This is a genomic window from Alteromonas portus, assembly GCF_005117025.1.
GTDB classification, from domain to species: Bacteria; Pseudomonadota; Gammaproteobacteria; order Enterobacterales; family Alteromonadaceae; genus Alteromonas; species Alteromonas portus.
In genome coordinates this window covers 317,992-343,621 of sequence record NZ_SWCO01000002.1, presented here as the reverse complement: position 1 = coordinate 343,621, position 25,630 = coordinate 317,992, and the positions used below count along the sequence as shown (strand labels likewise).

Sequence of the window (25,630 nt, the reverse complement as noted above, 5' to 3'; positions counted from 1 at the left end):
CTTGATTTTATGTAGTTACTCTATGGCAAACATACTCTCTGGCATAGACATCAAGTTATCAGCGCCTGACTGCATAGCAGAAACGAGCGAGCGAGTACGCGTCAACAAGCGGTCAAAGTAGAAGCCCGTTGTTAAAATTTTACTCTTATAAAACTCGGTTTCGGTGCTACCTGCATCAAGCTGTTCTTGTGCTTTCACTGCCATTTTTAGCCAGAAGTAAGCAACGGTGACATAACCTGAATACATTAAGTAATCGACAGACGCTGCACCAATTTCATCTGGGTTCGACGCTGCTGCCTTACCGATGTCCATAGTGATCTGCTGCCATTCGTCAAGATGAGAGTTTAACGCGTTAGTCCAAGCACTAAACTGAGCGTTGTCACGCAGGGCATTGCAATAGTCTCGCACCTCTTGAACAAATACGTTTAATAGCTCACCGTTAGAACCCATCACTTTACGACCCAGCAAGTCGACAGCTTGAATACCTGTAGTACCTTCGTACATGGTACAAATGCGCGTGTCGCGAGCTAGCTGCTCCATGCCCCATTCTTTAATGAAGCCGTGACCACCATATACCTGCATACCGTAACTGGTTGCTTCTTGGGCCGTTTCTGTTAAAAACGCTTTAACGATAGGTGTTAAGAAAGCGAGTTTCGCGTCTGCAACCTGTTTTTCAGCCGCATCGTTGCCGTAAAGTGTAACGTCCACCAGCTGCATGCAATAAGCGGCAAGTGCGCGGTTGCCCTCTGCAAACGCTTTTTGCGTTAAGAGCATACGGCGTACATCAGGATGCACAATAATGGGATCGGCCGGACCTTCTGGGTTCTTTCGGCCAGTCAATGAACGGAACTGAATACGATCTTTCGCGTAGCGCAGTGCGCCCTGGAAAGCGGCTTCAGATGCAGCTAAGCCCTCAAGACCAGTGCCTATACGCGCGGTGTTCATAAAGGTGAACATGCAGTTCAAACCACGGTTAGGTGGGCCAATCAAAAAGCCTTTAGCACCGTCAAAGTTGATAACACAAGTTGCGCTGGCTTTAATACCCATTTTATGTTCAATACTGCCGCAACTTACCGCATTTCTATCTTGTTTTTCACCGTCTTCGGATACGTTGAACTTAGGCACAACGAACAAAGAGATACCCTTAGTCCCCTCAGGCGCATCAGGCAGGCGAGCCAATACTATGTGTACAATATTCTCAGACATATCGTGCTCACCAGCAGAGATAAAAATCTTGGTGCCCGTTAAGCTGTAGCTTCCGTCTTCCTGAGGTTCAGCGCGACATTTCAACATGCCCAAATCTGAACCACAGTGCGCTTCGGTAAGACACATAGTGCCTGTCCACTCACCGCTAACCAGCTTCTCTAGAAACATTTTTTGCTGAAGTTCAGTACCGTGCGCCTTAAGGGTTTCCATACAGCCCTGGCTCAGGCCCGGATACATCGCCCAGGAATGGTTAGCACCAGAAAACCACTCTGCAATAATAGAAGACAGTGAATACGGTAGCGCTTGACCACCAAACTCTTCTGGGTGAGACATACTGGGCCAACCGCCCTCTACGTATGTTTGGTAAGCTTCTTTAAACCCTTTTGGCGTAGTAACTTCACCGTCTACCCATTTACACCCTTCTTCATCGCCCGACGCGTTGATAGGCGCAAGCGTGTTTTCAGAGAATTTGGCCGCTTCAGCAAAAATTGCAGACACTAGGTCTTCAGATGCTTCTTCGAAGCCCAGTTTTTGATAGTGATTTTGATAATCTAATAGCTCATGTGTTACAAACATGGCGTCACGTTGTGGAGCTTTATAACCTTCCATACCCAATACCTATATAACTTCAAATAGACCAGCAGCGCCCATGCCGCCACCAATACACATGGTGCAAACAACATATTTCGCACCGCGTCGTTTACCTTCGATGAGTGCGTGACCCACCATGCGAGCACCGCTCATGCCGTATGGGTGACCAATAGAAATGGCACCGCCGTTTACATTTAATAGTTCGTCTGGAATGCCCAACTTGTCGCGGCAATACAGAACCTGTACTGCAAACGCCTCGTTTAGCTCCCATAGACCAATATCGTCCATGGTTAATCCATGCTGCTTTAATAGCTTGGGAATAGCGAACACTGGGCCAATCCCCATTTCATCCGGCTCACAGCCTGCTACTGCAATACCGCGATAAATACCTAGAGGCTGAGCATTACCCTTTGCCGCTGACTGCTCATCCATAATCACTGTCGCGCTTGCGCCATCAGAAAGCTGACTTGCGTTACCTGCCGTAATACAACCGCCTTCGATAACAGGATTAAGTGCTTTAAGCCCTTCTAAGGTTGTTTCAGGGCGATTACCCTCGTCTTTTGAGAGTGTTACTTCGCGCTCTGTCGTTTCCCCTGTTTCTTTGTTGAATACGGCTTGAACCGCTGTGATAGGTACAATTTCATCATCAAACTTACCCGCTTCTTGAGCCGCTGCTGTGCGCATTTGGCTTTGGTAACCGTATTCGTCTTGCACGTCACGGCTAATGTTGTAGCGCTTACCCACCACTTCCGCGGTTTGAAGCATTGGCATATAAATATCTTTATGCTTAGCAACCAGTGCAGGGTCTACTGCACGAAACATATTCATGTTCTTGTTTTGCACTAACGAAATAGAATCCAACCCACCCGCAACCATAATATTGGTGTCGCCAGTGCGAATTGAGTTTGCCGCGGTAGCAATGGCATACATACCAGAGCTACACTGGCGGTCGAGTGTCATACCCGCTACGGTGACCGGTAAACCACCAGCCAGACCCGCTAGGCGACCTATATTCATGCCGCCGCTGCCTTGGGTTAGTGCAGCGCCCATGACCACGTCATCAACACTGGCAGGGTCGATCCCTGCACGCGCTACTGCGTTTTGAATGGCATGGCCACCCAATGAAGGGGCGGGTAAGTTGTTCAGCGCACCTTTATAAGCGCGCCCGATTGGCGTACGTGCTGTACTTACAATAACTGCATCACGCATGTTTATGTTCCTTTCAGTTGGGCTGAAAGTTCAGCCAAAGTTTAGACAGGGCTTTGTGCTTATTCTCAAAGCTACCTAGCTTTACCGAGTTCTGATTTTGGGTAACGAGAGCTATCGCAAGCTCTCACCGTCAATTCATTCTCACTAACCAGAGCTATAATTATTTCGATTGGTAGCTTTTAAACGTGCCACCGCTCTGTGCTAATTCCACCAACAAATCACTGGGTTCAAGCCACATTTTTCCGTACTCACCCAATTGATCGCGATAGGTAGTTAGCTTATCTAAAATAGTGCCAAGCCCTACTTCATCGGCATACTGCATAGGCCCGCCGCGATATACTGGGAAGCCATAGCCATAAACGTAAATCACATCGATGTCGCTAGATTTTGCTGCAATGCCTTCTTCTAAAATGGCAGCACCTTCGTTAATCAATGAGTACATGACACGAACCAGAATTTCTTCATCGCTGATGTCAGAGCGCTGAACTACACCTAAACGCTCAGCTTCTTGCTTTGCAATTTCTAGTACTTCTGGATCTGGGATAGGAACTCGGCTGCCAGGTTCATAGTTGTAAGCACCGCGCCCAGTTTTAAGACCGTTGCGCCCTTTTTCTACTAAACGGTCAGCCACTGCACCGTAAGCGGGGTCGTGTGCAATGTGCTCTTGTCGAGATTGGCGTACATAATAGCCAATATCTAATCCAGCCATGTCGCCCATGGTAAATGGCCCCATTGGCATGCCAAATTCGGTTAGAACGCGATCAACTTGCTCGGGCGTTGCACCTTCAAGTAGTAGGCGGTTAGCTTCACGGCCGTAAGGCTCAATCATGCGGTTACCCACAAATCCAAAGCAAACGCCTACCAATACCGCCACTTTCTTAATGCGTTTAGCCATTTTCATACAGGTTTTAATGACTTCAGCAGATGTATTCTCTGCTTTAACCACTTCTAGCAGTCTCATCACATTCGCTGGCGAGAAGAAGTGAAGACCAATCACATCTTCAGGACGAGATGTGGCTGTCGCTATTTCGTCAATATCCAACGTCGATGTGTTCGAAGCCAAAATAGCCCCCGGCTTGCACACTTTATCTAGCGTCGAGAATACGGTTTTCTTTACTTCCATCTTTTCGAAAACCGCTTCTATGACAAGATCTACATCAGCTAAATCGTCATACGATGTAGTTCCCGAAAGCAGTGCCATACGGCTCTCTACCTGCTCTTGGGTTAACTTGCCTTTTTTCGCTGAATTTTCGTAGTTCTTTCGAATAAGCGCCAAGCCTTTCTCTAGCGCTTCTTCTTTTAGCTCAAGCATAGTGACGGGGATACCGGCGTTTGCAAAGTTCATCGCAATACCTCCGCCCATTGTCCCCGCACCGATAATGGCAACTTTCTCAATGCTGCGCTCAGGGGTATTTTTGTCGAAATCACTCACATGGCCTGCTGCGCGTTCAGCAAAAAAGAAATGCTGCTGGGCACGCGCTTGCGGCGTATTCATGCATTCCATAAAGAGTTTGCCCTCGTTTTTGAGGCCGTCTTCAAAAGCGAGCGTGTAAGCACCGCGTACCGCTTCGATACATTTTAACGGTGCAAAGAAACCACGGGTCGCTTTTTTAGTTTGAGCAGTTACAGCGTCAAACACAGCTTGAGTTTCATCGGACATGGTGAGCGTTATATCGCTAGTGCGCTTTATCGCTTTGTCTGGCGTTAATGCTTGCAAATACGCTTGTGTATCTTCAAGCAAATGCTCGGGCTTGTCAGAAATTTTGTCGAAGACACCTGGCAGTTTAACCACCGACGTTGGCTTGCCTGTTACGATCATTTCTAACGATGTTTGAACATCGGCTAACCGAGGAAGGCGCTGAGTACCGCCTGCGCCCGGTAATATGCCTAGATTTACCTCTGGAAGACCCACCTTATTGTCGGCAAAGGTGATGCGATGATGACAAGCTAACGCCACTTCTAAGCCACCTCCGAATGCAGGTCCAGGGAGAACAGCAACAACCGGTTTAGACGCATTTTCGATTTTATCTAGCACCTCAGGCAGCATAGGAGACAAATCGCCGCCAGAGAATTCGCTGATGTCAGCTCCACCTGAAAAAATAGGGAGTGAAGACGTAATAACAATGGCACTTACGCTATCGTCATTTAGTGCGTTATTTATGCCTTCTATCAGCCCTACTCTGATAGCGCGGGAGAGCGCATTAACTGGCGCACTCTGCATAGTCAGCGTGGCAACACCCTTCTGTACTGCATATTCTACGGCTTTATTTTCCATCTCAGTCATAACCATGTCCTGTTTATCACGTTAACTGGATGTTATTGCAGTGTTGCCAATCATCCAAGTTTATTGGTGTTATAGACATTCATCATAATATTTAATATTAACCGCCAGCCCCTTTTGTGAATTCATTTCGCTGTACAGAGCCTGTGTTTCCTTGCCTAACGAATATTTGACAGAAAATAAAACCAGTGTTTTTGTTAACTGAGCAGCATGATTTATTACATTTCGCTTACAAAAGGACAGTTAGCTATGCAAGTGCTTAAAACACCGGAAAGTGCCTTTAAAAAAATCACTGATTTTCCTTACTCCCCCTGCTTTACTGAGGTAACTGACACAGTCAGCAGTGAGATAACAATGGCCCATTATCAGTGTGGCCCAAAAGATGGGCATACAGTGCTTTTGATGCACGGCGAACCAACGTGGGCATACTTGTATCGAAAGATGATGCCTATATTGGCCGAAGCAGGGTTCAATGTAATAGCACCGGATCTCATCGGTTTTGGGCGCTCAGATAAGCCTACAAGAAAAGAAGACTATTCATACGCTCGACATGTGATATGGATGAAAGACTGGTTTACACAGGTTACGAAAGGCCCTGTTACCCTATTTTGTCAAGATTGGGGAGGTTTACTGGGCCTGCGACTTGTCGCCGATATGCCTGAGCGTTTTTCGGGTGTAATGGTGTCTAATACCGGACTGCCCACTGGCGACCATGCGCCAAGTGACGCCTTCATCAAATGGCGTCGATTCTCACAGGATGTACCAGTATTTCCAACATCAACCATTATACAAAATGCTACCGTATCTGATTTAGACGAAGCGACACTTGCGGCCTATGACGCCCCCTTCCCTGACGAGACATACAAAGCGGGCGCCCGTATGTTCCCCCTTCTTGTTCCTACAAGTTCTGACAATGCCGAGGCACAAGCGAACAGGCGTGCATGGGAAAAACTAAAACTATACACCAAGCCTTTTGTTACGGCTTTTGGCGATAGCGACCCTATCACTAAAGGTGGCGATAAAATATTTCAAAAGTTAGTTCCTGGTTGTAACGGTATGACTCATACCCTTGTCGAAAATGGTGGCCACTTTATTCAGGAAGACCAAGGGGAGCTGCTGGCTAATTTGCTTATTCAGTTTATTGAGAAGACGCAGCTGTCATAACAAGCTTTGTAAACAATTTTAAAAAACTCACTATAGGAGGTTTCTAATGGATGCTTTACTCGATTTCTCAGGACAAGTTGTATTAATTACCGGCGCTGGCAGTGGTTTTGGCCGGCTATTATCCCTAGGCCTTGCCAGCCGAGGTGCAAAACTTGTTCTGTCAGACATCAACGAAACAGCCCTTGAAGAAACGAAAAATGATGTAAAAGCACTCACTGATGTTGTGGTAATTGCGGGTAATATTGCCAGCGAGTCGCTAAACAAAGCGCTAGTTGAAAAAGCTATTGAAACCTTTGGCAGGCTGGATATTGCTGTGAATAATGCAGGGATAGCGCACAACCCAGCGCCAATTCATCAGATGACCGAGGAAATCATGGACTCCCAATTTGCGGTAAATGTAAAAGGCGTAATGTTTGGAATGAAGTACCAGATACCCGTTATGCTGACACAAAAGCAAGGTCATATTTTAAATGTAAGCTCATTAGCAGGGTTAGGCGGTGCGCCGAAAGGTGGCGCTTATGCAGCTGCAAAGCACGCTGTGTCTGGGGTAACCCGTACCGCCGCAGTAGAATACGGCCGAAAGAATGTCCGCGTTAATGCAATTTGCCCCTTCTATAGTCCTACCAATATTTTAAACGTAGATGGGTACAACACCCCTGAAGCGCGAGAACAATTAGGCCTGGGCAGCCCAATGAAGCGACTTGGCGAACCACAGGAAATCGTTAACACCATGATGCTAATGCTTTCTCCTGGCAACTCTTACATGAACGGGCAAACCATAGCAGTAGATGGTGGTGTAACCGCGTGGTGATGCCCAACTACAACACTTTGTATGCTCTAACTGTAAGTATTGGAAATCATACCTTCGTATAACACGGCACCTTTCGCTTTTTCTTAACTTTAGGTGTAATAAAGGGGAACAAACAAAGACGATTAACGAGGCGAGTGCAACCGCCTCTGCGATCGGCGCCCCTTCGAAAGACACTTTGCGCCAAAGAGAAAAATGTGATGAAAAATCTGAGTAAAAACATTTTTTCAGCTGCTGGACTATTAGCCATTACGCTTATGCCTAACGTCAGCAACGCACAAGTGACAGCACCTTCAGTGACAGGTTTAAAAATAATCACCCCATCTCAGGGCATTAAAAAAGTTCGTAAAAGCAGTTCACTAGCGCTAACTTCGTTTAAACGCAACGAGACCATGCTGTCTAAAACAAACGCAAAGGTGAAAAACCAGTATTTGCTACATGGTGTCTTACCCGGAAACAAAACCCAGTAGCAAGCTCAAGTAATAAACTCAACATTAAGTAGTTAGCTATACCAACGCCTATTGGCGTCGATGATTTTCAAGTCCTTCATTCCACCTACGAACAAATTCATCAGACCAAGCATCCCAGCCAATTGTAGTGAGTGTCCATATTGTTAAACCTAAAACAGCAATATTTAACACTAAACCTATGTAGGCAATTATCTTTCCCTTAGTCAGCGTTGACGAGTTTGCATACTGCTCATAAGGAAGGGCTAAATCTTTTTTAGCGTTACGTCCTAAAAATATTGAGAGTAGAGAAAGCACGATGGCAAAACCACCGAAGATAAAAAGGATACAACTCAGAATAGCAGACCAATAAACGCTGCTGGCGCCGGGAATTTTACTTTCTGTTTGATTTTGCACCTAGTTGCCGTCCCTGATATGTCGTTACGTTTTCATTCCATTGTTCAAATAAAGTACTCGTTATGTACTATTTTTGCTAGCGTTTTATAAATTGAAAGCTTAGTGGGTAAACCCACAGCTCGCCCTGGTTAGCTTTTACTGCTGCAACTACTGCGAAAATAATATTCAGCAAACCAAGTACTATAAAACCTAGTGCGCCAATTATTATAAAGGTAAGAATAAAACAAATAACTGAATAAACGAGTAAGCTAAGTAACCAATTTACCGTTACTCTACCGTGCTGATTGATATCTTCGTTTTGATCTTTATGTGCAATCCAAAGCACAATCGGTAAAACAATGCCCAAACCAGGAATAACAAAGCTTGATAATTGAGAAACGTGTATGAGAGTGCAATAGCTTCGAGCGTTAAGCCCCCAATAAACTGGTTCTTCCGTTGACATAAATTCCCTCACTATTTCGATGGTTTTATTTGATAAATATAGGCGTCTACAATGTCACCGCTATCTAGCTTAACAGGAACAATGACCCGCTCATATTGGTCGCCTTCAAAATCATCCAGCATGGCCCAGTTTTTAGCAAGTTGAGAAGAGGCTAGCACCATGCCTTTCACCGCTTCTGATGCCGAAGTCGACTTCTAAAAAGCCTGCGCTATTAGAGGTAATATCAAATTTGTTTTACAAAAGCTACTGAGCGTTACACAATGCTAACGCATGTCTATGTGAACGTCGATTCACGCTAAAATCAAAATAATTAAAGGACAAAGTATGCTTAATCAAAAACGCACTCTGATAGCCGCTGTGGTCAGCCTATCACTTATGGGATGTGGCGAAAGTACTACTCAGACAGAAATTAAACCAGAACTCACAGCACAAGATGCAAAGCAGTTCTTACAGCAAGCACAAGATGATATTGCAAAAATGCAGGTTCCCGCCGCGCACGCAGAATGGAGTTATGCTACCAATATCAATTTCGATACTGCTGCAGTCAGCGCCTACTTCAACGAGGTGCTTTCAACAAAGGTTGCAAAGTTAGCAAAAGAAGCTGCTAAATTTAATAATGTAGAGGTTGATACTGATACTCGCAGGCAGCTTGACTTGCTTAAAAACAGCTTAACCATGCCACCCCCTGCAGATGCCCAAAAGGCAGAGCGTCTGGCAAAAATAGGCTCCGAGCTTAGTGCCATGTACGGCTCGGGAGAATACTGCAGTGATGACGGCAACTGTAAGAGCTTAGTTGAAATGAGTTCTGAAATGGCTACCCTTCGCGACGCCGATAAACTGTTAGAGTATTGGACAGGATGGCGTGAAGTATCAAAACCTATGGCGCCGCTTTATGCTGAACAAGTATCACTGGCCAATGAGGGTGCTGCAGAACTTGGATTTGAAAACGTAAGCGCCTTGTGGCGTGGCAAATACGACATGCCTGCTGACGACTTTCCGAAGGAGCTAGATCGTCTATGGACACAAGTCGAACCTTTTTACGAGTCGCTTCATTGTCACGTTCGCGCAAAGCTTGGAGAACATTACGGTGAAGATGTAGTACCGCAAGACAAGCCAATTCCTGCTCATTTATTAGGAAATATGTGGGCCCAGACCTGGGGTAACATCTACGATATCGTTAAGCCCCAGCAAGAAATGAAAGTGCCTGATGTTACCGGCGCATTGGCTGCGCAAGGCTATGACGAAATCGCTATGGTTAAACAGGCCGAGTCATTTTTCTCTTCACTTGGTTTCGAAGAACTACCAGATACTTTTTGGGAACGTTCTATGTTTCAGAAGCCTGAAGACCGCGATGTACAATGCCACGCTTCTGCATGGGACTTGGACGACAAGGATGATTTAAGGATCAAAATGTGTATCCAAAAGACGGGCGAAGAGTTTAACGTAATACACCACGAGCTAGGCCACAACTATTATCAGCGCGCCTATAAAGATCAGCCACTTCTATATCGTGGCTCGGCCAATGACGGTTTTCACGAAGCTATTGGTGACACCATTGCCCTGTCTATTACGCCTAAGTACCTGAAGCAAATTGACTTAATAGACGAGATCCCAGACGCATCAAACGATATCGGCATGCTGATGCAGGTAGCACTGGATAAAATTGCCTTCATCCCTTTTGGCTTGATGGTCGATCAGTGGCGCTGGAAAGTAATGTCAGGTGAAGTAACACCTGAACAATACAACCAGCTTTGGTGGGAATTAAGAGAGAAGTATCAAGGCGTGATGGCGCCGGTTGAGCGCAGCGCTGATGCGTTTGACCCAGGTGCAAAATATCACGTCCCAGCCAATGTGCCTTACACACGCTATTTTCTAGCGCATATCCTTCAATTCCAATTCCACAAGGCATTGTGTGATATTTCAGGTGACGAAGGCCCACTGAATCGCTGCTCTATTTATGGCAGTGAAGAAGCCGGTAACGCACTAAATGAAATGTTAGAAATGGGTATGAGCCAGCCGTGGCAAAATGCATTAGAAACGCTAACAGGCTCACCGCAAATGGACGCCAGCACTATTGCTGATTACTTTGCGCCACTTAAAGCATGGCTGGATGAGCAAAACGCTTCTCGCCAGTGTGGCTGGTAATTCGCCTTTGTATATAGAATAGCGATACAATGTTTGAGAAATAAAGCCCCTACCCAAGGGGCTTTTTTATACAATTTAAACTTTTGTTCTATTGAAAGAATGCTGAATTAGCGTAACTTCTAAATATGGATAATTTTTAATGTTGCAATGTTATGCGCCGCCTTTCAGCATGCTTTCTCTCTTTCTTTGCATTAATGGTGTGCTCAAACTTTGCCGCGCAAGCACAAATAGGGGCGCCAGCCTTTCATACCTTTGACATGGAAAGTGGTATCACCCACGTTACTGTGTCTGACATTGCTGAAGATAAATATGGCTTTCTGTGGTTAGCCTCACAATCGGGCATTGACAAATTTGACGGCTATACCTTTAGAAACTTTGGCATGTGGGGAGACGATAAGTCTACTGGCCTACAAACGTTAAGCGCGCTTCAATTAGAAGCAAGCTTAGACGGCCAACACATCTGGGTGGGCACCTTCAGTGGCCTTAGCCGCTTAAATGTAGACACAGAAAGATTTGATCATTATCCCCTCCCTGTCGCATCATCTTTTGATAAACAAATTATCAATAGGCTAAAAACCACTCACGACGGCAGACTTTGGATTATATCCGAACGAAATTTGTATCGATATCATAACCAAACAGACAGTATAGAACTAGTCAGCTATCTGCCTGATACAACGAGTACACTTACTGACATAGAGTTAATCGGTAACACGCTTTACGTTACCTCCACTTCTGGTCTTTATAAATTAGACCCTATAAAAAGCTCACTGGAATTAATCGCTTATAAGGGCGTAAACTTTACTCGACTTGTTGCAGCAGAACGTTCAAGATTCTGGCTTGGTACCTCTACTCACGGTATTTGTCTATTTAATCCTAATGTTGCCCCTCCAGCTATATCTGAACAATGTACCAGCGAAGTACAGGGCCTATCGGACAATTCCGTCACAGATATCTTATTACAGAACAATGGCGATGTATGGGTAGCGACAGAAAGAGGCTTGAACCTGTTAAAAGCCTACAGTCCCTATACCGTATTACAGTTTCCAATCAGCGACAAAGATTCAGGAGACGAACGCGTCTCTAGCCTTTATCAAACCAAATCCGGTCTTGTCGTTGTGGGAACCAAAGACGATGGCTTCGCTATCACCAATCCGGAACTCAGCAACTTCTACTCTACCGAAGTGGGAGACGGCCGCATCATTGGCTCAATGACCAGGTATAAAGGCAATAAAATATGGCTAACGAACGAAAAAGGACTATGGATTTACGATGTCATTGATAAGACGTATGAGGGGCCATTTACCTCAGGTATTGCACAAAGAACAGATGGCAAAGCCAATAACAAACTGACCAGTGTTTTTTATGATACGAAAAACGACGCCCTTTGGGTGTCAACTCGCAGCGGGCTAGCGAAGTTAAACCGAGAAACGAACCAGCTCGATATTGTGGCGTTACAAGGAAAGTCTGGCTACAGCATCAACATGGATGCTCAAGGCGATATTTGGTTTGGTGGCTATAGCGACGGTGTTTTTGTTTATCGCCCTTCAGAAGGACGCGTAATAAGGCAATGGCCGCTCTCGCTTACAACTCAAATTCTCTTTGAAAATGGAGAAAGTGCATGGCTGAGCACCGTAACAGGCCTACATTTTGCCAATAAACTTACTGGCGAGTTAACAAGCATAAGTGAGTACACCGACAAAATTACTGACAGTACGGTGGTAACTTGGATCTCACGCTCAAAACGCGGTGGATACTGGGTAGGAACTCAAGCCGACGGCTTATATTTTATTACAAAAGATAACGACGACTTATCATCTCTAAAAGTCACCCAAATAAAGCCAGAAAGTAGACTAAGTAAAGTTTCAATCGGCGCCATTGTCGAAGATGATGAATACGGTTTATGGATTTCAACTATTGTAGGGATTTCATATTTAGCGCCTGACCTCGACACACTCTATTATTACGGCGCAGAGAACGGCGCCCTTTCTACGGGCTACTACATAGGCTCTGTAGCCACGACAGAAAATAACACTATCGTTTTTGGCGGTGCTGAAGGACTCACGCTATTTATTCCCTCTGAAGTTACCAACGTCAAATGGTCTCCTGACGTACACCTCACTAGAGTAGAAACGGTGAGCCGAGATCAAAACAACGGTACTAGCGTGCAACGGCGCCTTAATTTAGGCAATAAGATAGAACTTACTCATAATACAATCGCGCTTTCCATCGAGTTTTCAGCGACTGACTACATGAATGCCAATGAAATTCGCTACGCGTATAAGTTGGTAGATTTCGAAAGTAGCTGGCGTTTTACTGATTATAAAGCGCGTGTTGCAACCTATACGAACTTAGAACCTGGACATTATCGTTTTACCGTAAAGGCAATAAACGAAGAAAATGTATGGAGTAGCGAAGAAGCCCAACTCGAAGTTATAGTCATTCCGCCATGGTGGGATAAACCAATTTGGCGTGGTGCGCTATTAATAACCATCCTACTGCTCATTACCTCCGCAGTTTGGCTTAGGATTTCGGCACTAAAAGCGCGTTCAGCAGAACTATCACTGAAGGTAGAAGAAAAAACACGCGATCTTGAAGCCATGGTAGCCAAGTTGACGCTTTTATCGTCTCAAGACTCACTGACAGGGCTTAAAAACAGACGTTATTTTACCCAACGCGCCAAAGCCGAGTGGCAAGAGTTCAAACGCCATAATCGCGCTTTTTCTTTACTGATTGTGGATATAGACTTTTTCAAAAAGATAAACGATGAATACGGCCATCATGTAGGCGATACCGTGTTGGTTAAAATAGCGAAAACGTTAGAAAATAATCTACGAGAAAGCGATGTAATTGCCCGCTGGGGTGGCGAAGAATTTCTGATTTTGTTGCCATCACTCAATGTACAAGAAGCTTATTGGGTTGCCGAAAAGTTACGCAAATGTGTAGCAGAACAGGTTATCGAGGCCCCTCCGCATTCAGTAAAAGTCACCATTACATGTGGCGTTGCAGACATCAAAGATTACGACAGCGTAGATGCTTGCATTCACGCTGTTGATAAAAAGCTGTACGTAGGTAAAGAATCTGGCCGAAATGCAGTTGTAAAGTAACTAACGCCAATTTGCAATGCGCTGAGCCGTGATATGCGCCTTCTTACTTAGCTTAAGCTGACGTGGCCGCGCTACCTTTTTTATGTAGCCAATCTCTTTTACATGCATTCCACCGCACTTATTGATCACTTATTGTGTTTACCTCTTATCTAACCTTGTATCGATTAACGATAAACATTTTTCATAGCAAGGAGGACAGCTATTATGGCAAACGTATTAGTAATTGGCGCATCGGGTCAGATTGGTAAACAAGCGACGGTCAAACTCTTAGACGCCGGTCATAAGGTGTTAGCACCCGTAAGAAGCCCAGAAAAACTTTCTGATATACAAAATGCCAACCTCACTGTGGTTGAGCAAGATTTAGAAAAAGATTTTTCAGCACATTTTGAAGGTATCGACGTTGCAGTATTTACTGCTGGGTCAGGCGGCAATACAGGGGCCGACAAAACGCTAATGATTGACCTTTGGGCGGCCCGCAACGCGGTTAACTACGCAAAGGCAGCAGGTACACCTAAGTTTGTAATGGTAAGCTCTATCGGTGCCGGGGACCCTGACTCCGTTGAATCAGCCATAAAGCCTTATTTAGTTGCGAAACACATGGCCGACGAGCATTTAATTAATAGTGGATTACACCATATTATTCTCCGCCCTGGTACCTTGTTAAATGAACCGGGTAATCATCTTGTCCGCACAGATATGCCCAGCAATAAGGACGATGCTGTTATACCTCGAGAAGACGTAGCTACAGCCATTGTGGAAAGCGTTGCAAAAGAAGGAAGTGAAAACGTAATTACTCACCTGTTCAAAGGCGAGACACCGATCTCACAAGTTTTATAAATAACGAGTTTTACAAACCAAGCTCGGCAAACAATATACAGCCCTCTTTCGCTCACTAAAGTTTTAAAGTGAAGAGCAAGGGGGCTTCAAATTTGTAGTCAAGATTGATTGAGCAAGCGTCTAGTCGTAACAATAAGGCGTTACCTTAATTTAGGCCTGGACCTTTCGTTCGATTCTTAGGCAAACGTTGCATTTGCTATTGCCTAGGGAATTAAAGACTGACTCACCCAATTGCCATTGCCGTCTTTTTGGTGCCATTCTCGGCTTTGAGGGTTACCTCTCAAATTCAGGTAGTCCACGCTATCAATAGTAAGCATAATCACGCAAAAATGCGTTGGGACTTCATTGAAGTCCCCTTCAACCTGTAATGCAGAACCGTCGTTTCTTGGCGTACCGGGCTCACCCCACAAAAACTGTTTTTTACCCGCGTCAGACAATTTATTCCAGTGCTGGGTAACAAGGTCTGCATCTTGGCCTAGCGTTATTATCGTTGCAGTACAAGAGAAGCGATATTGCTCTCTTGTCTTAGAAAAATACCAACATACCTGTGAGTGAGGGTTCTGACCAAGCTGGTTATACTTTTCAGAGCGTGTATCAGAAATAACCACTAATTGATTATTGTCAGTGATCCCTCTAAAAACCACAGTCCGGCAATACGGTACACCACTTCCGTCTACCGTAGCTAACTGAAAGTAGCGACTTTCTGGCATGCTACGGGTTTGGTGAAGACTTTTTGTTAATCCTTGTCGCCACTGGGGCATAATCACCTCCGGGTGTAAAACCGACTATGCTTAACGCTACGCGGCTTTCTTTTTATCGGCTAAGGAAAACAACGTGTAGAAGTTTTGCGTGGTAATTTCTGCAAGTTCTTTTACCGAAACGTTTTTAAGCTCTGCAATAAATTCTGCCACTTCTACCACATAACCTGGCTGGTTCTGTTTACCGCGATGAGGTACTGGCGCAAGCCATGGTGAGTCAGTTTCAATGAGCAGGCGTTCTAAAGGGATTGCTTTAACCACTTCACGTAATTCATCGGCTGAATTAAAGGTTACAATGCCAGAAATAGAAATATAAAAATCCATCTCTATTGCCGCCTGTGCCATCTCCAATGATTCAGTGAAGCAATGCAAAACACCTTTAGTGTGTGCAGCTTTGTGTTCGCGAAGTAAGTTAATGGTGTCTTCCCTTGCATCCCGCGTATGAATAATTAACGGCTTTTTAGTTTCGTTAGCTACTTTGATGTGGTCGACGAAAGATGTTAGCTGGACTTCTTTACTTTCCGGGCTATAAAAATAGTCCAGCCCAGTTTCGCCAATGGCTACCACTTCTTCACGCTGCGCTTTCTCTAGCAGTTCTTCATAGCTACACGCTTCATCTTGATGTAGCGGGTGCACACCACAGGATACTGACACGTCGTCAAACTGACTAACCGCTGCTAGCATGCTGTCGTAGTCGCCAACAGATACGCACACACACAAGAAGTGCTCAACGCCCCGGGTTCTTGCGAAATTTAAGGTTTCTGCCAGCTCTTCTGGCCCTTGCTTAAGTCGGTCTAAGTGACAATGAGAATCTACGAACAAACTACACCTGTATTAAATATTAACTTTCAGACAAAAAGCCTTCGCGCTTTTTGCTCTGTCTATTATCGTTGAAACTGTTTAAGCAGCCCAAAGAGTACCATCGATTTGTTCACGCCAGCGTGTTGAAGGGTTTTAACCGCATCAATACACGCTTCATAGCGTTTAAAGTCAACAGCATGTTGACGTTTCATGTACTCATCATGGGCCATTTGCTGGCACCACAATGCGATTTGTTGCGCATTGTCCTGCCACTTGTTAGCAAGTGTTTGCACTTGCAAATTTGCATCGCCTGCTAAGAGCGCCTGCATACCATCGTTAAAATTGCGATAGCTAATGTCTTGTTCACCAGAGAGCGCATCTTCTACACGAAGAGGCGCATAGCCATATGCTGCCAGCAATGCTTCGCTTGCATCTTCTACGCCTTTTGCGTGTAAGTAGTTCAAACTCTCTGGTACTGATGGTAGCGAAAGTATCTGCCGTTCACATCGACTTAAGATGGTTGGCATAATTTTATTGATACTGTCCGTGATCAGCAGCAGGAAGGTATTATTTGTGGGTTCTTCCAAGGTTTTCAATAGTGCATTAGCCGCTGCTTCCGTCATGGTATCGGCACGAGGGATCAGCAACACTTTATTTCCTCCCATTTGCGCTGTACCTGAAAGCTTGGCAATACCTTCGCGAATTTTATCCACACCTAACTGCTTTTCACTTTCTAAAACATGAAAGTCAGGATGGTTTCCGGCTTGCCTCAAATGGCAACTTTGACATTGCTCACAGGGACCATCGATACTTGGCTGCTTACACAATAAGGTGTTGCTTAACCCTAACGCCAGCTGGTATTTTCCAATTCCCTTTGGCCCTGTAAGCAATAAACCATGGTGTAGTTTCTTCGCCATATATCGCGATAGTAGCGTCGAGAACGTCTCAGCAAACCAAGGTAGTACTTGCATTAGTCTTGCCCCTGCAGACTTTTGTTATGGCCTGTATCACTGCGCTCGCTGCCCGAGGCCGCCACGTAATCGTTGATAATAGCAATCACATCTTGATGAACCTTTTCCATTGGCTGCATTGCACTTATCACGACAATAGATTCATCTTGCTGAGCAAGAGACAAGTATTTAGCACGGGTACGCTCAAAAAAGGCGAGCCCAGCTTGCTCAATGCGGTCAAGCTCCCCTCGCCCGCGGGCGCGCTCTAGCCCCACAGCAGGCTCGACATCCAGATATAAGGTCAAATCTGGCTTAAATCCTTTTAGGGCGATATCGCTGATGGCTGTCATGGTTTTTTCACTGACACCTCGACCACCACCTTGATAGGCTTGAGATGATAAATCGTGTCTGTCACCTACCACCCACGCACCATCAGCAAGAGATGGAAAGATTTTATTGATAAGTAACTGAACACGAGCTGCATACATAAGAAGCAGTTCTGTCTCTTCACTAACGGTTTCATCCCAATCGTGTTTTACACATTCTCTAATGGCTTCTGCCATAGGTGTGCCGCCCGGTTCACGAGTTTGCTCAACGCGCTTTCCTGCATCTATCAATGCTTGAACAATAAGCCCAATCACTGAGCTTTTTCCTGCCCCTTCAAGGCCCTCTACTACAATAAACTTTCCGCGCATTAGTTTTTAAACTCTGTTTTTATTTAGCTATAACGTATTAGTTGTCTGCATCAATACGATTATCGTTTTAACTGGTATTTTCGCACAGCTGCATTGTGATCAGCTAGTGTGGTGGAAAATTGGTGGCTGCCATCGCCTTTCGCCACAAAGTATAGTGCATCCGTTGTAAGCGGATGCAGAGCCGCGTGAATGGCTGCCTTGCCTGCCATAGCGATGGGCGTAGGTGGAAGCCCTTTGATAACATAGGTATTGTAAGGCGTTGCTGTTCGCAGATGCTTACGGGTGATATTTCCGTCAAACGTGGGGCCGATACCATAAATCACGGTGGGATCGGTTTGAAGGCGCATATTTCTGTTTAGTCTATTGACGAATACACCTGAAATCATGTCACGCTCTTCAGGCACAGCCGTTTCTTTTTCTATAATACTGGCTAAGATAAGTGCCTCGTAGGGAGTGGCTAATGGCAGTTCCACATCCCGTTGCTCCCATTCGCGAGAGACAAAGTCTACTAGCGCACGGTGCGCTCTTTTTAATATCTCGCTGGCCGCAGTTCCTTTGCTAAAGAAATAAGTGTCAGCCAAATACACACCCTCTGTCTGCGAAACGTTGTCGCAGCACCAGTCTACGCCATTGTTTTTAGTGAGTTGGTCTAATTTCTCTTCATTAAGATCAAACACTAAATCTGTGTTTTGTTTAAGCGCCTCAAGCCACTGTGCTAACGTTAACCCTTCTACTAAGCTCACCGCAAACAGGTGCTCATCACCTTGGGTAAATAAGGTAAATACATCCACTAGCGACTGCCCAGGGCGCAGCATGTAGGTGCCAGATTTTACAACCGTATTGCCTGCAAAGAATTTGAGCCATACTTTAGCTACAAATGGCGACACTTCAGTTACGCCTACTTTGCGCAAATGTTTGACCGTTCGGTAAGCGTTACTGCCGTTTTCAATGGTGAATAAGGTTTCGCTTTCTACATTTAATTCGGCAGAAACCTCGCTCGACACGTACATTACGCTACAAGCTCCCCCAACGGCAACAAGCATAATAAGAGATAATAGAATAATTACTATCCGCTTCATGCTTGAACTTCTCCTATCGGCATTTTTCTACATTCCATTTTTTGTTTTTACTGCTAGTTTGTTAAAGCTCGTAGTTAGATAACGCGCTTTGCTTTCATACGTCCGCATTGCTAGCGTTTGAGCACATTTTCAAGTCGTTGTTTTAGTGCAACAATTGCATCGCTTTCCACATCAAAATTGACGTAAGAGAAATCTGGCATTCGAATTTGCTGTACCGGCATCACGCCCATAAGCGCATTGGTAATCACTATTGCGCTAGCATTTTGCAAATAAGAAAGGTCATATTCCCCCACGTGTAATGCACAATTATCGTTTAACAACGAATCAATCAGATATTGCCTAACTACGCCGTTAACGCCGCTTCCTTTCAAAGACGGGGTATACCATTGTTCATTGAGGTAGAAAAATACATTGCCAGCACTCGCTTCAATAACGTTATCTTGGGTATCGCAAACGATAGCGTCGTTTACACCTGCTTCATCAACTTCGTGCTTAACTAAGACCTGTTCTAACCTATTCATATGCTTAACACCGGCAAGCAATGGCTGGATAGCTAACCGTGTTTGAGCACAAATCACACTAACACCTTTATTGGCCAAATTATCGTAATGACTTGGATAAGGGTGCTGGCTAAATCTTATAAGTGCTTCGCTGTCTTCACTGCGTGCGTAGCCTCTACCCGCCTGACCACCAGAAACATGAATTTTCAGTACATATTTAGGCGAAGCGTTATCAACTGAAGCGTTCTTTATCGCCTTAACTTGTTCAGCAATTGCTGCCTCAAGCGTGTGGGTATCAATATTCAGCTTGATGGCCGCTGCATCATGCTCTAGACGTGAAATATGATAAGGCAGTAATTCTACTTGGTGTTCATTTACCAACAATGTTGTAAAAACACCGTCTCCGTAATTAAACGCCCTATCACTGGATGAAATAGGCGTAGCGCTAGGGATAATTCTCACTGCCTACTCTTGTTTGCTATTATTTTAGTAGATGGAAGTATACCAACTTGTTTTGGCCAGACAACGTCTAGCTGAATTGATTTACCCCTCGCCATAATTATGTAGGCAAGGTATGTTTGATTTTTGCGATGACGTTTAACTGTATAAACAACAAAAGGCAGCCGAAGCTGCCTTTTAAATATACGTGAGGTTCACTTAAACCGCGTTAATTACACGCCGTATTAGATACGCTTGAAAATCAATGAACCGTTTGTACCGCCAAACCCGAATGAGTTACACAGCGCGTAGTCTTCATTGAATGCTTTGGCTTTGTGTGCAACAAAGTCTAAGTCGCAACCCTCACCTGGCTCATCCAAGTTAATGGTTGGCGGCGCCATTTTGTCACGCAGTGCCAAAATAGTGAAAATTGCCTCAACTGAACCGGCGGCCCCTAGCAAATGGCCTGTCATTGACTTAGTAGAGCTAACAAGAAGCTTGTAAGCATGGTCATTGAACACGCGTTTCACTGCTGCCACTTCTGCAATATCACCTGCAGGCGTAGACGTACCATGGGCATTAACATAGCCGATGTCGCTTGCGTCCATCTTTGCATCGTTTATTGCGTTTTGCATAGACGCGGCCGCACCTTCACCATCTTCAGGTGGCGAAGTCATATGGTATGCATCACCGCTCATGCCAAAACCAACAAGCTCAGCATATATGGTCGCGCCACGAGCTTTTGCGGCTTCATACTCTTCTAGCATTACCACGCCAGCGCCCTCACCCATGACAAAACCATCGCGGTCTTTATCCCATGGGCGGCTTGCTGCTTGTGGGTTGTCGTTGCGAGAAGACAACGCACGTGCTGCGGCAAAACCCGCCATACCTAACGGCGTAATAGACGCTTCTGCGCCTCCGGCCAGCATGGCATCAGCATCGCCGTAAGCAATCGTTCTTGCGGCAATACCAATGTTGTGAACACCTGTAGTACACGCAGTCACAACGTTTAAATTCGGTCCTTTCAACCCTTCCATGATAGACAAAAAGCCTGAGATCATGTTGGTGATGGTTGAAGGTACAAAAAATGGCGATACGCGCTTAGGTCCGCTATTTGTCAGTTTTAAATGGTTTTGTTCAATTTGCTCTAAACCACCAATACCTGAACCAATAGCTACACCTACGCGATGCGCATTATCTTGTGAAATAGTTAAACCAGAATCGACCAAGGCTTGCTTGCCCGCTGCAATACCCAGCTGGATAAAGCGGTCCATTTTCTTGGTTTCTTTCTTTTCAATGTATTCCTGCGGATCAAAATCGTTAATTTGACCTGCGAAACGGGTTGAATAGTTACTACAATCGAAATGGGTGATTTCACCAATGCCGCTTTCGCCCGCGAGCAATTTGCGCCATGTGTCTTCGCTATTAAGACCTAATGGTGAAAGCATTCCAAGACCAGTAACCACTACGCGACGTTTTGTCACAAAAAGCCCTCGCTTTGGAACTAAGGTAGGAGATACAAAAACGGCTCTGTAAGAAGAGCCGCTTTGTCGCTACTTAAGACTTAAGCGTCTTTGTTAGCGTTGATGTAGTCAATTGCAGACTGAACAGTAGTAATTTTTTCTGCTTCTTCGTCAGGAATTTCAGTATCGAATTCTTCTTCCAAAGCCATCACTAGCTCAACAGTGTCAAGTGAATCAGCGCCTAAATCGTCAACGAATGAAGCTTCTGCTTTTACTTCTTCTTCTTTCACGCCAAGTTGTTCAACGATGATTTTCTTAACGCGTTCTTCAATGTTACTCATAATTCTAGGTTTCCCTTAAACGTCACTAGATAATAAAAGTGCCGCTAGTTTATTTTGCAAGGTGCATCCTTGCAAGCACCAGTTTAAACAAATTTTCTGGTCAAACCAGCGACATTCGAAATTCGTAAAATACTATTTTTACATCCAAGTTCGGGTAAATACCACCCCAAACTAAGGAAAATTCGCAATTTTTGCGAATTTACCCCATATACATACCACCATTTACGTGGATAGTTTCGCCTGTAATATAGGCTGCACCATCGCTCACTAAAAAGGCAACAGTGGCTGCAATTTCATCAGGCGCACCTAAACGGTTCGCCGGAATATCTTTGAAAATGGCCTCTTTTTGGTCATCGGTCAGCGCTTTGGTCATATCAGTATCGATAAAACCTGGCGCTACAACGTTAATGGTAATACCACGAGAAGCCACTTCACGTGCCATTGATTTAGAAAAACCAATAACCCCTGCTTTCGCCGCAGCATAGTTTGCCTGTCCGGCATTACCCGCACTGCCCACCACTGAGCCAATATTTACAATGCGACCACAGCGTTTCTTCATCATACCGCGAAGTACCGCTTTAGACAGCGTGAAAATCGAGGTTAAATTGGTGTCGATAATATCCTGCCACTCGTCATCTTTCATGCGCATTAGCAGATTATCACGTGTGATACCTGCATTATTGACCAATATATCGATGCTACCAAAAGCTTCGTTAATTGCTTTTAATGTTGTATCTACGCTTTCTTTGTCGGTCACATTAAGCGCAAAACCCTTGCCGCCGAACTCAGAAAGGTAATCGCTGATCGCTTGCTCACCATTTTCACTGGTTGCCGTTCCAATAACCGTAGCACCTTGCTGAGCAAGCTGCGTGGCAATCGCTTTGCCTATACCTCGGCTTGCGCCGGTAACAAGCGCAATTTTACCGTCTAATTGACTCATTGCGTTTCCTTATTGTTTTAATGCTTCAACACCCTCAGGTGTATTAACTGCAAGAGATTCTAGGCTCTTGTCGATACGTTTGTTCAATCCAGTAAGTACTTTACCAGGACCTACTTCAATAACGCGCTCAACGCCCGCTGCCGCCAAATATTCAACAGTACGTGTCCATTGAACAGGGCAATAAAGCTGTCTCACTAATGCGTTCTTGATTGCATCACCTTGGGTTTCAATAGTGACATCAACATTATTCACGATATTGATTGCAGGCTCGTTAACGTTCAATGACGATAACGCGTCTTCTAACTTATCTGCTGCAGGACGCATTAACTCGCAGTGTGAAGGAACGCTTACCGCAAGAGGGAGTGCACGTTTTGCGCCCGCTTCTTTACATGCATTAGCGGCTTGCTCTGCTGCATTCTTTTCCCCTGCAATAACCACTTGGCCTGGAGAGTTAAAGTTTACCGGCGCAACCACATCGCCTGTAGCAATAGCAGTTTGCTGGCAGATATCAGCAATGGCAGCGTCGTCTAATCCGATAATGGCATACATGGCACCCGCACCTGCAGGTACAGCCTCTTGCATATATTTACCACGAGCTTCTACAAGCTTGATAGCATCAGCAAAGTCCATGGCACCGCCACACACTAATGCTGAGTACTCACCAAGGCTGTGACCCGCTAGGTAATCTACGTCTATGTCCTGCTCGCGAATAACACGCCAAATTGCAACACTCGCTGCAAGCAACGCTGGCTGAGTGATATGGGTTTCGTTAAGTTTACCGTCTGCATCGTTTTGGACTAAATCCCACAGGTCGTATCCAAGTGCGTCAGAGGCTTCTTTAAACGTTGCTTCGATAATAGGAGAAGTCTCAGCAAGTTCCTTTAACATGCCCACACTTTGAGAACCTTGTCCTGGAAATACACAGGCTGTCTTTGTCATGTCGATTCCTTATTATTTTTAGTTTACTAGAAACGAGAATACGTCGAAGTTAAATTACATCATCATATGGCTAATAGCGTACAAGCGCTGACGCCCATGCAAATCCGCCTCCGAATGCCTCTAGTAATAAATGCTGTCCGCGTTTAATGCGTCCGTCTCTGATCGCTGTATCAAGCGCTGTGGGAACGGTAGCAGCAGAGGTATTGCCGTACTGTTCTAACGTAAGCACAACTTGATCAAGAGACATATTTAGCTTTTTAGCTGTCGCTTTGATAATTCTAAAGTTTGCTTGGTGAGGCACTAACCAGTCAAGATCAGATTTTTGCATACCGTTCGCAGCGAGGGTTTGTTCAACCACTTCTGAAAGCTTGGTTACCGCAACTTTAAAGACTTCGTTACCGCGCATTACACCCCAGTTTTCGTGAACTGACTGCTCATCACCACGGGTTGGATTACCTACGTACAACAAGTCGCCGTATGAACCTGCGGCATGAATATGTGTAGATAAAATACCAGGTTCATCACTGGCTTCAATGATGGTCGCACCTGCTGCATCACCAAACAGAATGACCATGGTTCTGTCTTCTGGGTCTATTAGACGGCTTAGGCAGTCGGTTCCGATCACAAGAATGCGTTTAGCCATTCCCGATTTGATGTACTGGTCGGCTACGCTTAACGCATAACAATAGCCTGCGCATGCAGCAGCAACGTCAAATGCTGGAATACCGTCTAAATCAAGAATGCGTTGAATTTCACATGCTGTGCTTGGAAGCGCATAGCGACCACTCGTGGTAGCGCACACAATCATGTCGATAGATTTCGGGTCAATGCCAGCCATTTCGATGGCTTTTTTACTGGCTTCTGCCCCCATGGTAGCAGCGGTTTCATCTGCTCCAATAATGCGTCGCTCTTTTATCCCGGTACGGTCAGTGATCCATTCGTCACTGGTGTCCACCATTTGCTCTAAATCTGCGTTTGTACGCACGTCGCTGGGATAATAGCTACCTGTTCCTATAAAGCGTGAATATTTGCTCAAAGCTGCTCCAACAATACCGTTTCTATCTTTGTCTTTATCTTTTCAGGCAAATGCATTTTTGCTTCTTTCATTGCTTGCACGATGGCGTAATAAAAGGCGTCTTTTTGTGCATTTCCGTGACTCTTGATAACAATGCCGCGCAATCCTATCAGACTCGCACCGTTATACTGGTCGGGGTTCACGCTGTTATAGATAGATTTCAGTAATGGGAAGGCAATTTTTGCTAATAATCGGGTATAAAAGTTTTTCTGAGACTGGCGTTTGACTTCGTTTATCACTAACTTAGCCAGCCCTTCGCTCGATTTAAGCGCCACGTTTCCGGTAAAACCGTCTGTAACCACCACATCGGCATGATCGGTGAAAATGTCGTCACCTTCAACGTAGCCAATATAGTTTATGCCTGGCGCGTCTTTAAAAAGCTGGTCGGCAGATTTTACCTGCGCGTTACCTTTAATATCTTCTTCGCCCACGTTCAATAAGGCAACCCGTGGCGATGCTATACCCGCGACTTCTTGTGCAAGCACTGACCCCATAACACCGTACTGAAAAAGAATTTCGGGCGTACAGTTCACGTTAGCGCCTAAATCTAAAAGAAATACGTTATGGTGCCCTGTTGTAGGCATCATATTAATGAGTGCGGGCCTATCAATGCCTGATAAGGTTTTAAGCAAATAGAATGATAAGGTAAGCAGTGCACCGGTATTACCTGCACTTACGCACGCGTTTGCCTCGCCACTTTCGACAAGTTCAATAACGCGACGCATAGAAGAATCTTTTTTGTTTCGTAGCGCTGACGTTGGCGCTTCGCCCATCTCAACGACTTGTGAGCAATGCACAATAGTAACGCGGTTGCGTTCAGTGTTGGTAAGGGGCTGTATACCTGCTTTGATGGTATCTTCATCACCGCATAGCGTGAAGTGCACGTCTGGGTGAAGTTGAATAGCCTTTACGGCTGCGGGAAGGATAACAGGGGGACCATGATCGCCCCCCATGATATCTAACGCGATGGTTAGTTTAGACAAAATGTAGTCGCCGTA

General features: G+C 45.2%; 24 protein-coding genes. 6 read left to right on the top strand and 18 right to left on the bottom strand.

What is annotated here, in order from left to right; all coding sequences use genetic code 11:
• Window positions 1–15 precede the first annotated feature (15 nt).
• The 3 genes from E5672_RS05565 to E5672_RS05555 form a co-directional block, all read right to left on the bottom strand.
• On the bottom strand, window positions 16–1,815 hold the full coding sequence (locus E5672_RS05565) for an acyl-CoA dehydrogenase C-terminal domain-containing protein (RefSeq protein WP_136781289.1): 1,800 nt from the start codon (window positions 1,813–1,815) through the stop codon (window positions 16–18).
• A 9-nt stretch (window positions 1,816–1,824) separates the two neighbouring features.
• Window positions 1,825–3,006: an acetyl-CoA C-acyltransferase gene (locus E5672_RS05560; protein WP_136781288.1), complete on the bottom strand. Its 1,182-nt coding sequence runs from the start codon at window positions 3,004–3,006 to the stop codon at window positions 1,825–1,827.
• Between the two features lie 160 nt (window positions 3,007–3,166).
• Window positions 3,167–5,290 (bottom strand): 3-hydroxyacyl-CoA dehydrogenase NAD-binding domain-containing protein, encoded by a 2,124-nt coding sequence (locus tag E5672_RS05555; RefSeq protein ID WP_136781287.1) that lies wholly within the window; start codon window positions 5,288–5,290, stop codon window positions 3,167–3,169.
• 246 nt (window positions 5,291–5,536) lie between these two features.
• Between E5672_RS05555 and E5672_RS05550 the strand changes: the two genes are divergently transcribed.
• The 3 genes from E5672_RS05550 to E5672_RS05540 all read left to right on the top strand — a co-directional run bounded on the left by E5672_RS05550 (window position 5,537) and on the right by E5672_RS05540 (window position 7,729).
• Window positions 5,537–6,451, top strand: a complete 915-nt coding sequence (locus E5672_RS05550; protein WP_136781286.1) for a haloalkane dehalogenase — start codon at window positions 5,537–5,539, stop codon at window positions 6,449–6,451.
• A 46-nt stretch (window positions 6,452–6,497) separates the two neighbouring features.
• Complete coding sequence (locus E5672_RS05545) at window positions 6,498–7,262, top strand: SDR family NAD(P)-dependent oxidoreductase (protein WP_136781285.1); 765 nt, start codon at window positions 6,498–6,500, stop codon at window positions 7,260–7,262.
• A gap of 194 nt (window positions 7,263–7,456) precedes the next feature.
• Entirely contained in the window at window positions 7,457–7,729 is a 273-nt protein-coding gene (locus E5672_RS05540; protein WP_136781284.1) for a hypothetical protein, read from the top strand.
• Window positions 7,730–7,777: 48 nt separating this feature from the next.
• Here the strand turns inward: E5672_RS05540 and E5672_RS05535 are convergent, their stop codons facing one another.
• From E5672_RS05535 to E5672_RS05525, 3 genes are all read right to left on the bottom strand, one after another.
• Window positions 7,778–8,122, bottom strand: coding sequence for a CCC motif membrane protein (locus E5672_RS05535; RefSeq protein ID WP_136781283.1), 345 nt, complete (start codon window positions 8,120–8,122; stop codon window positions 7,778–7,780).
• A 76-nt stretch (window positions 8,123–8,198) separates the two neighbouring features.
• On the bottom strand, window positions 8,199–8,564 hold the full coding sequence (locus tag E5672_RS05530) for a DUF4870 domain-containing protein (protein ID WP_136781282.1): 366 nt from the start codon (window positions 8,562–8,564) through the stop codon (window positions 8,199–8,201).
• An 11-nt stretch (window positions 8,565–8,575) separates the two neighbouring features.
• Complete coding sequence (locus E5672_RS05525) at window positions 8,576–8,725, bottom strand: gamma-glutamylcyclotransferase family protein (RefSeq protein ID WP_136781281.1); 150 nt, start codon at window positions 8,723–8,725, stop codon at window positions 8,576–8,578.
• 163 nt (window positions 8,726–8,888) lie between these two features.
• Between E5672_RS05525 and E5672_RS05520 the strand changes: the two genes are divergently transcribed.
• The 3 genes from E5672_RS05520 (at window position 8,889) to E5672_RS05510 (ending at window position 14,653) form a co-directional block, all read left to right on the top strand.
• Entirely contained in the window at window positions 8,889–10,709 is a 1,821-nt protein-coding gene (locus E5672_RS05520; protein WP_136781280.1) for a M2 family metallopeptidase, read from the top strand.
• Window positions 10,710–10,861: 152 nt separating this feature from the next.
• A complete protein-coding gene (locus tag E5672_RS05515) occupies window positions 10,862–13,816 on the top strand; it encodes a ligand-binding sensor domain-containing diguanylate cyclase (RefSeq protein WP_136781279.1) in 2,955 nt (984 codons plus the stop codon).
• Window positions 13,817–14,020: 204 nt separating this feature from the next.
• Entirely contained in the window at window positions 14,021–14,653 is a 633-nt protein-coding gene (locus E5672_RS05510) for an SDR family oxidoreductase (protein WP_136781278.1), read from the top strand.
• 203 nt (window positions 14,654–14,856) lie between these two features.
• Here E5672_RS05510 and E5672_RS05505 read toward each other — a convergent pair whose 3' ends face one another.
• The 12 genes from E5672_RS05505 to plsX form a co-directional block, all read right to left on the bottom strand.
• Window positions 14,857–15,414 carry a pyridoxamine 5'-phosphate oxidase family protein gene (locus E5672_RS05505; RefSeq protein ID WP_136781277.1) on the bottom strand — a complete coding sequence of 186 codons (558 nt, stop codon included), beginning with the start codon at window positions 15,412–15,414 and terminating at the stop codon, window positions 14,857–14,859.
• Between the two features lie 36 nt (window positions 15,415–15,450).
• Window positions 15,451–16,233 (bottom strand): TatD family hydrolase, encoded by a 783-nt coding sequence (locus tag E5672_RS05500; RefSeq protein WP_136781276.1) that lies wholly within the window; start codon window positions 16,231–16,233, stop codon window positions 15,451–15,453.
• Window positions 16,234–16,295: 62 nt separating this feature from the next.
• Window positions 16,296–17,183, bottom strand: a complete 888-nt coding sequence (locus E5672_RS05495) for a DNA polymerase III subunit delta' (RefSeq protein ID WP_136781275.1) — start codon at window positions 17,181–17,183, stop codon at window positions 16,296–16,298.
• The gene (gene tmk / locus E5672_RS05490) at window positions 17,183–17,857 is read right to left on the bottom strand and encodes a dTMP kinase (protein WP_136781274.1); all 675 of its coding nucleotides are present in this window, start codon (window positions 17,855–17,857) and stop codon (window positions 17,183–17,185) included. Before tmk ends, E5672_RS05495 begins: the two co-directional genes overlap by 1 nt.
• 59 nt (window positions 17,858–17,916) lie before the next feature.
• A complete protein-coding gene (gene mltG / locus E5672_RS05485) occupies window positions 17,917–18,936 on the bottom strand; it encodes an endolytic transglycosylase MltG (RefSeq protein ID WP_136781273.1) in 1,020 nt (339 codons plus the stop codon).
• Window positions 18,937–19,046: 110 nt separating this feature from the next.
• Complete coding sequence (gene pabC / locus E5672_RS05480) at window positions 19,047–19,898, bottom strand: aminodeoxychorismate lyase (RefSeq protein ID WP_136781272.1); 852 nt, start codon at window positions 19,896–19,898, stop codon at window positions 19,047–19,049.
• A 221-nt stretch (window positions 19,899–20,119) separates the two neighbouring features.
• A complete protein-coding gene (fabF, locus tag E5672_RS05475) occupies window positions 20,120–21,358 on the bottom strand; it encodes a beta-ketoacyl-ACP synthase II (protein WP_136781271.1) in 1,239 nt (412 codons plus the stop codon).
• An 80-nt stretch (window positions 21,359–21,438) separates the two neighbouring features.
• Window positions 21,439–21,678, bottom strand: a complete 240-nt coding sequence (gene acpP / locus E5672_RS05470; protein WP_012518211.1) for an acyl carrier protein — start codon at window positions 21,676–21,678, stop codon at window positions 21,439–21,441.
• A gap of 199 nt (window positions 21,679–21,877) precedes the next feature.
• A complete protein-coding gene (gene fabG, locus E5672_RS05465; RefSeq protein ID WP_136781270.1) occupies window positions 21,878–22,618 on the bottom strand; it encodes a 3-oxoacyl-ACP reductase FabG in 741 nt (246 codons plus the stop codon).
• 9 nt (window positions 22,619–22,627) lie between these two features.
• Window positions 22,628–23,557 (bottom strand): ACP S-malonyltransferase, encoded by a 930-nt coding sequence (gene fabD, locus E5672_RS05460; RefSeq protein WP_136781269.1) that lies wholly within the window; start codon window positions 23,555–23,557, stop codon window positions 22,628–22,630.
• Between the two features lie 70 nt (window positions 23,558–23,627).
• Window positions 23,628–24,593 carry a beta-ketoacyl-ACP synthase III gene (locus tag E5672_RS05455; RefSeq protein WP_136781268.1) on the bottom strand — a complete coding sequence of 322 codons (966 nt, stop codon included), beginning with the start codon at window positions 24,591–24,593 and terminating at the stop codon, window positions 23,628–23,630.
• Window positions 24,590–25,615 carry a phosphate acyltransferase PlsX gene (gene plsX, locus E5672_RS05450; protein ID WP_136781267.1) on the bottom strand — a complete coding sequence of 342 codons (1,026 nt, stop codon included), beginning with the start codon at window positions 25,613–25,615 and terminating at the stop codon, window positions 24,590–24,592. The genes E5672_RS05455 and plsX overlap by 4 nt, the downstream gene beginning before the upstream one ends.
• Window positions 25,616–25,630 lie beyond the last annotated feature (15 nt).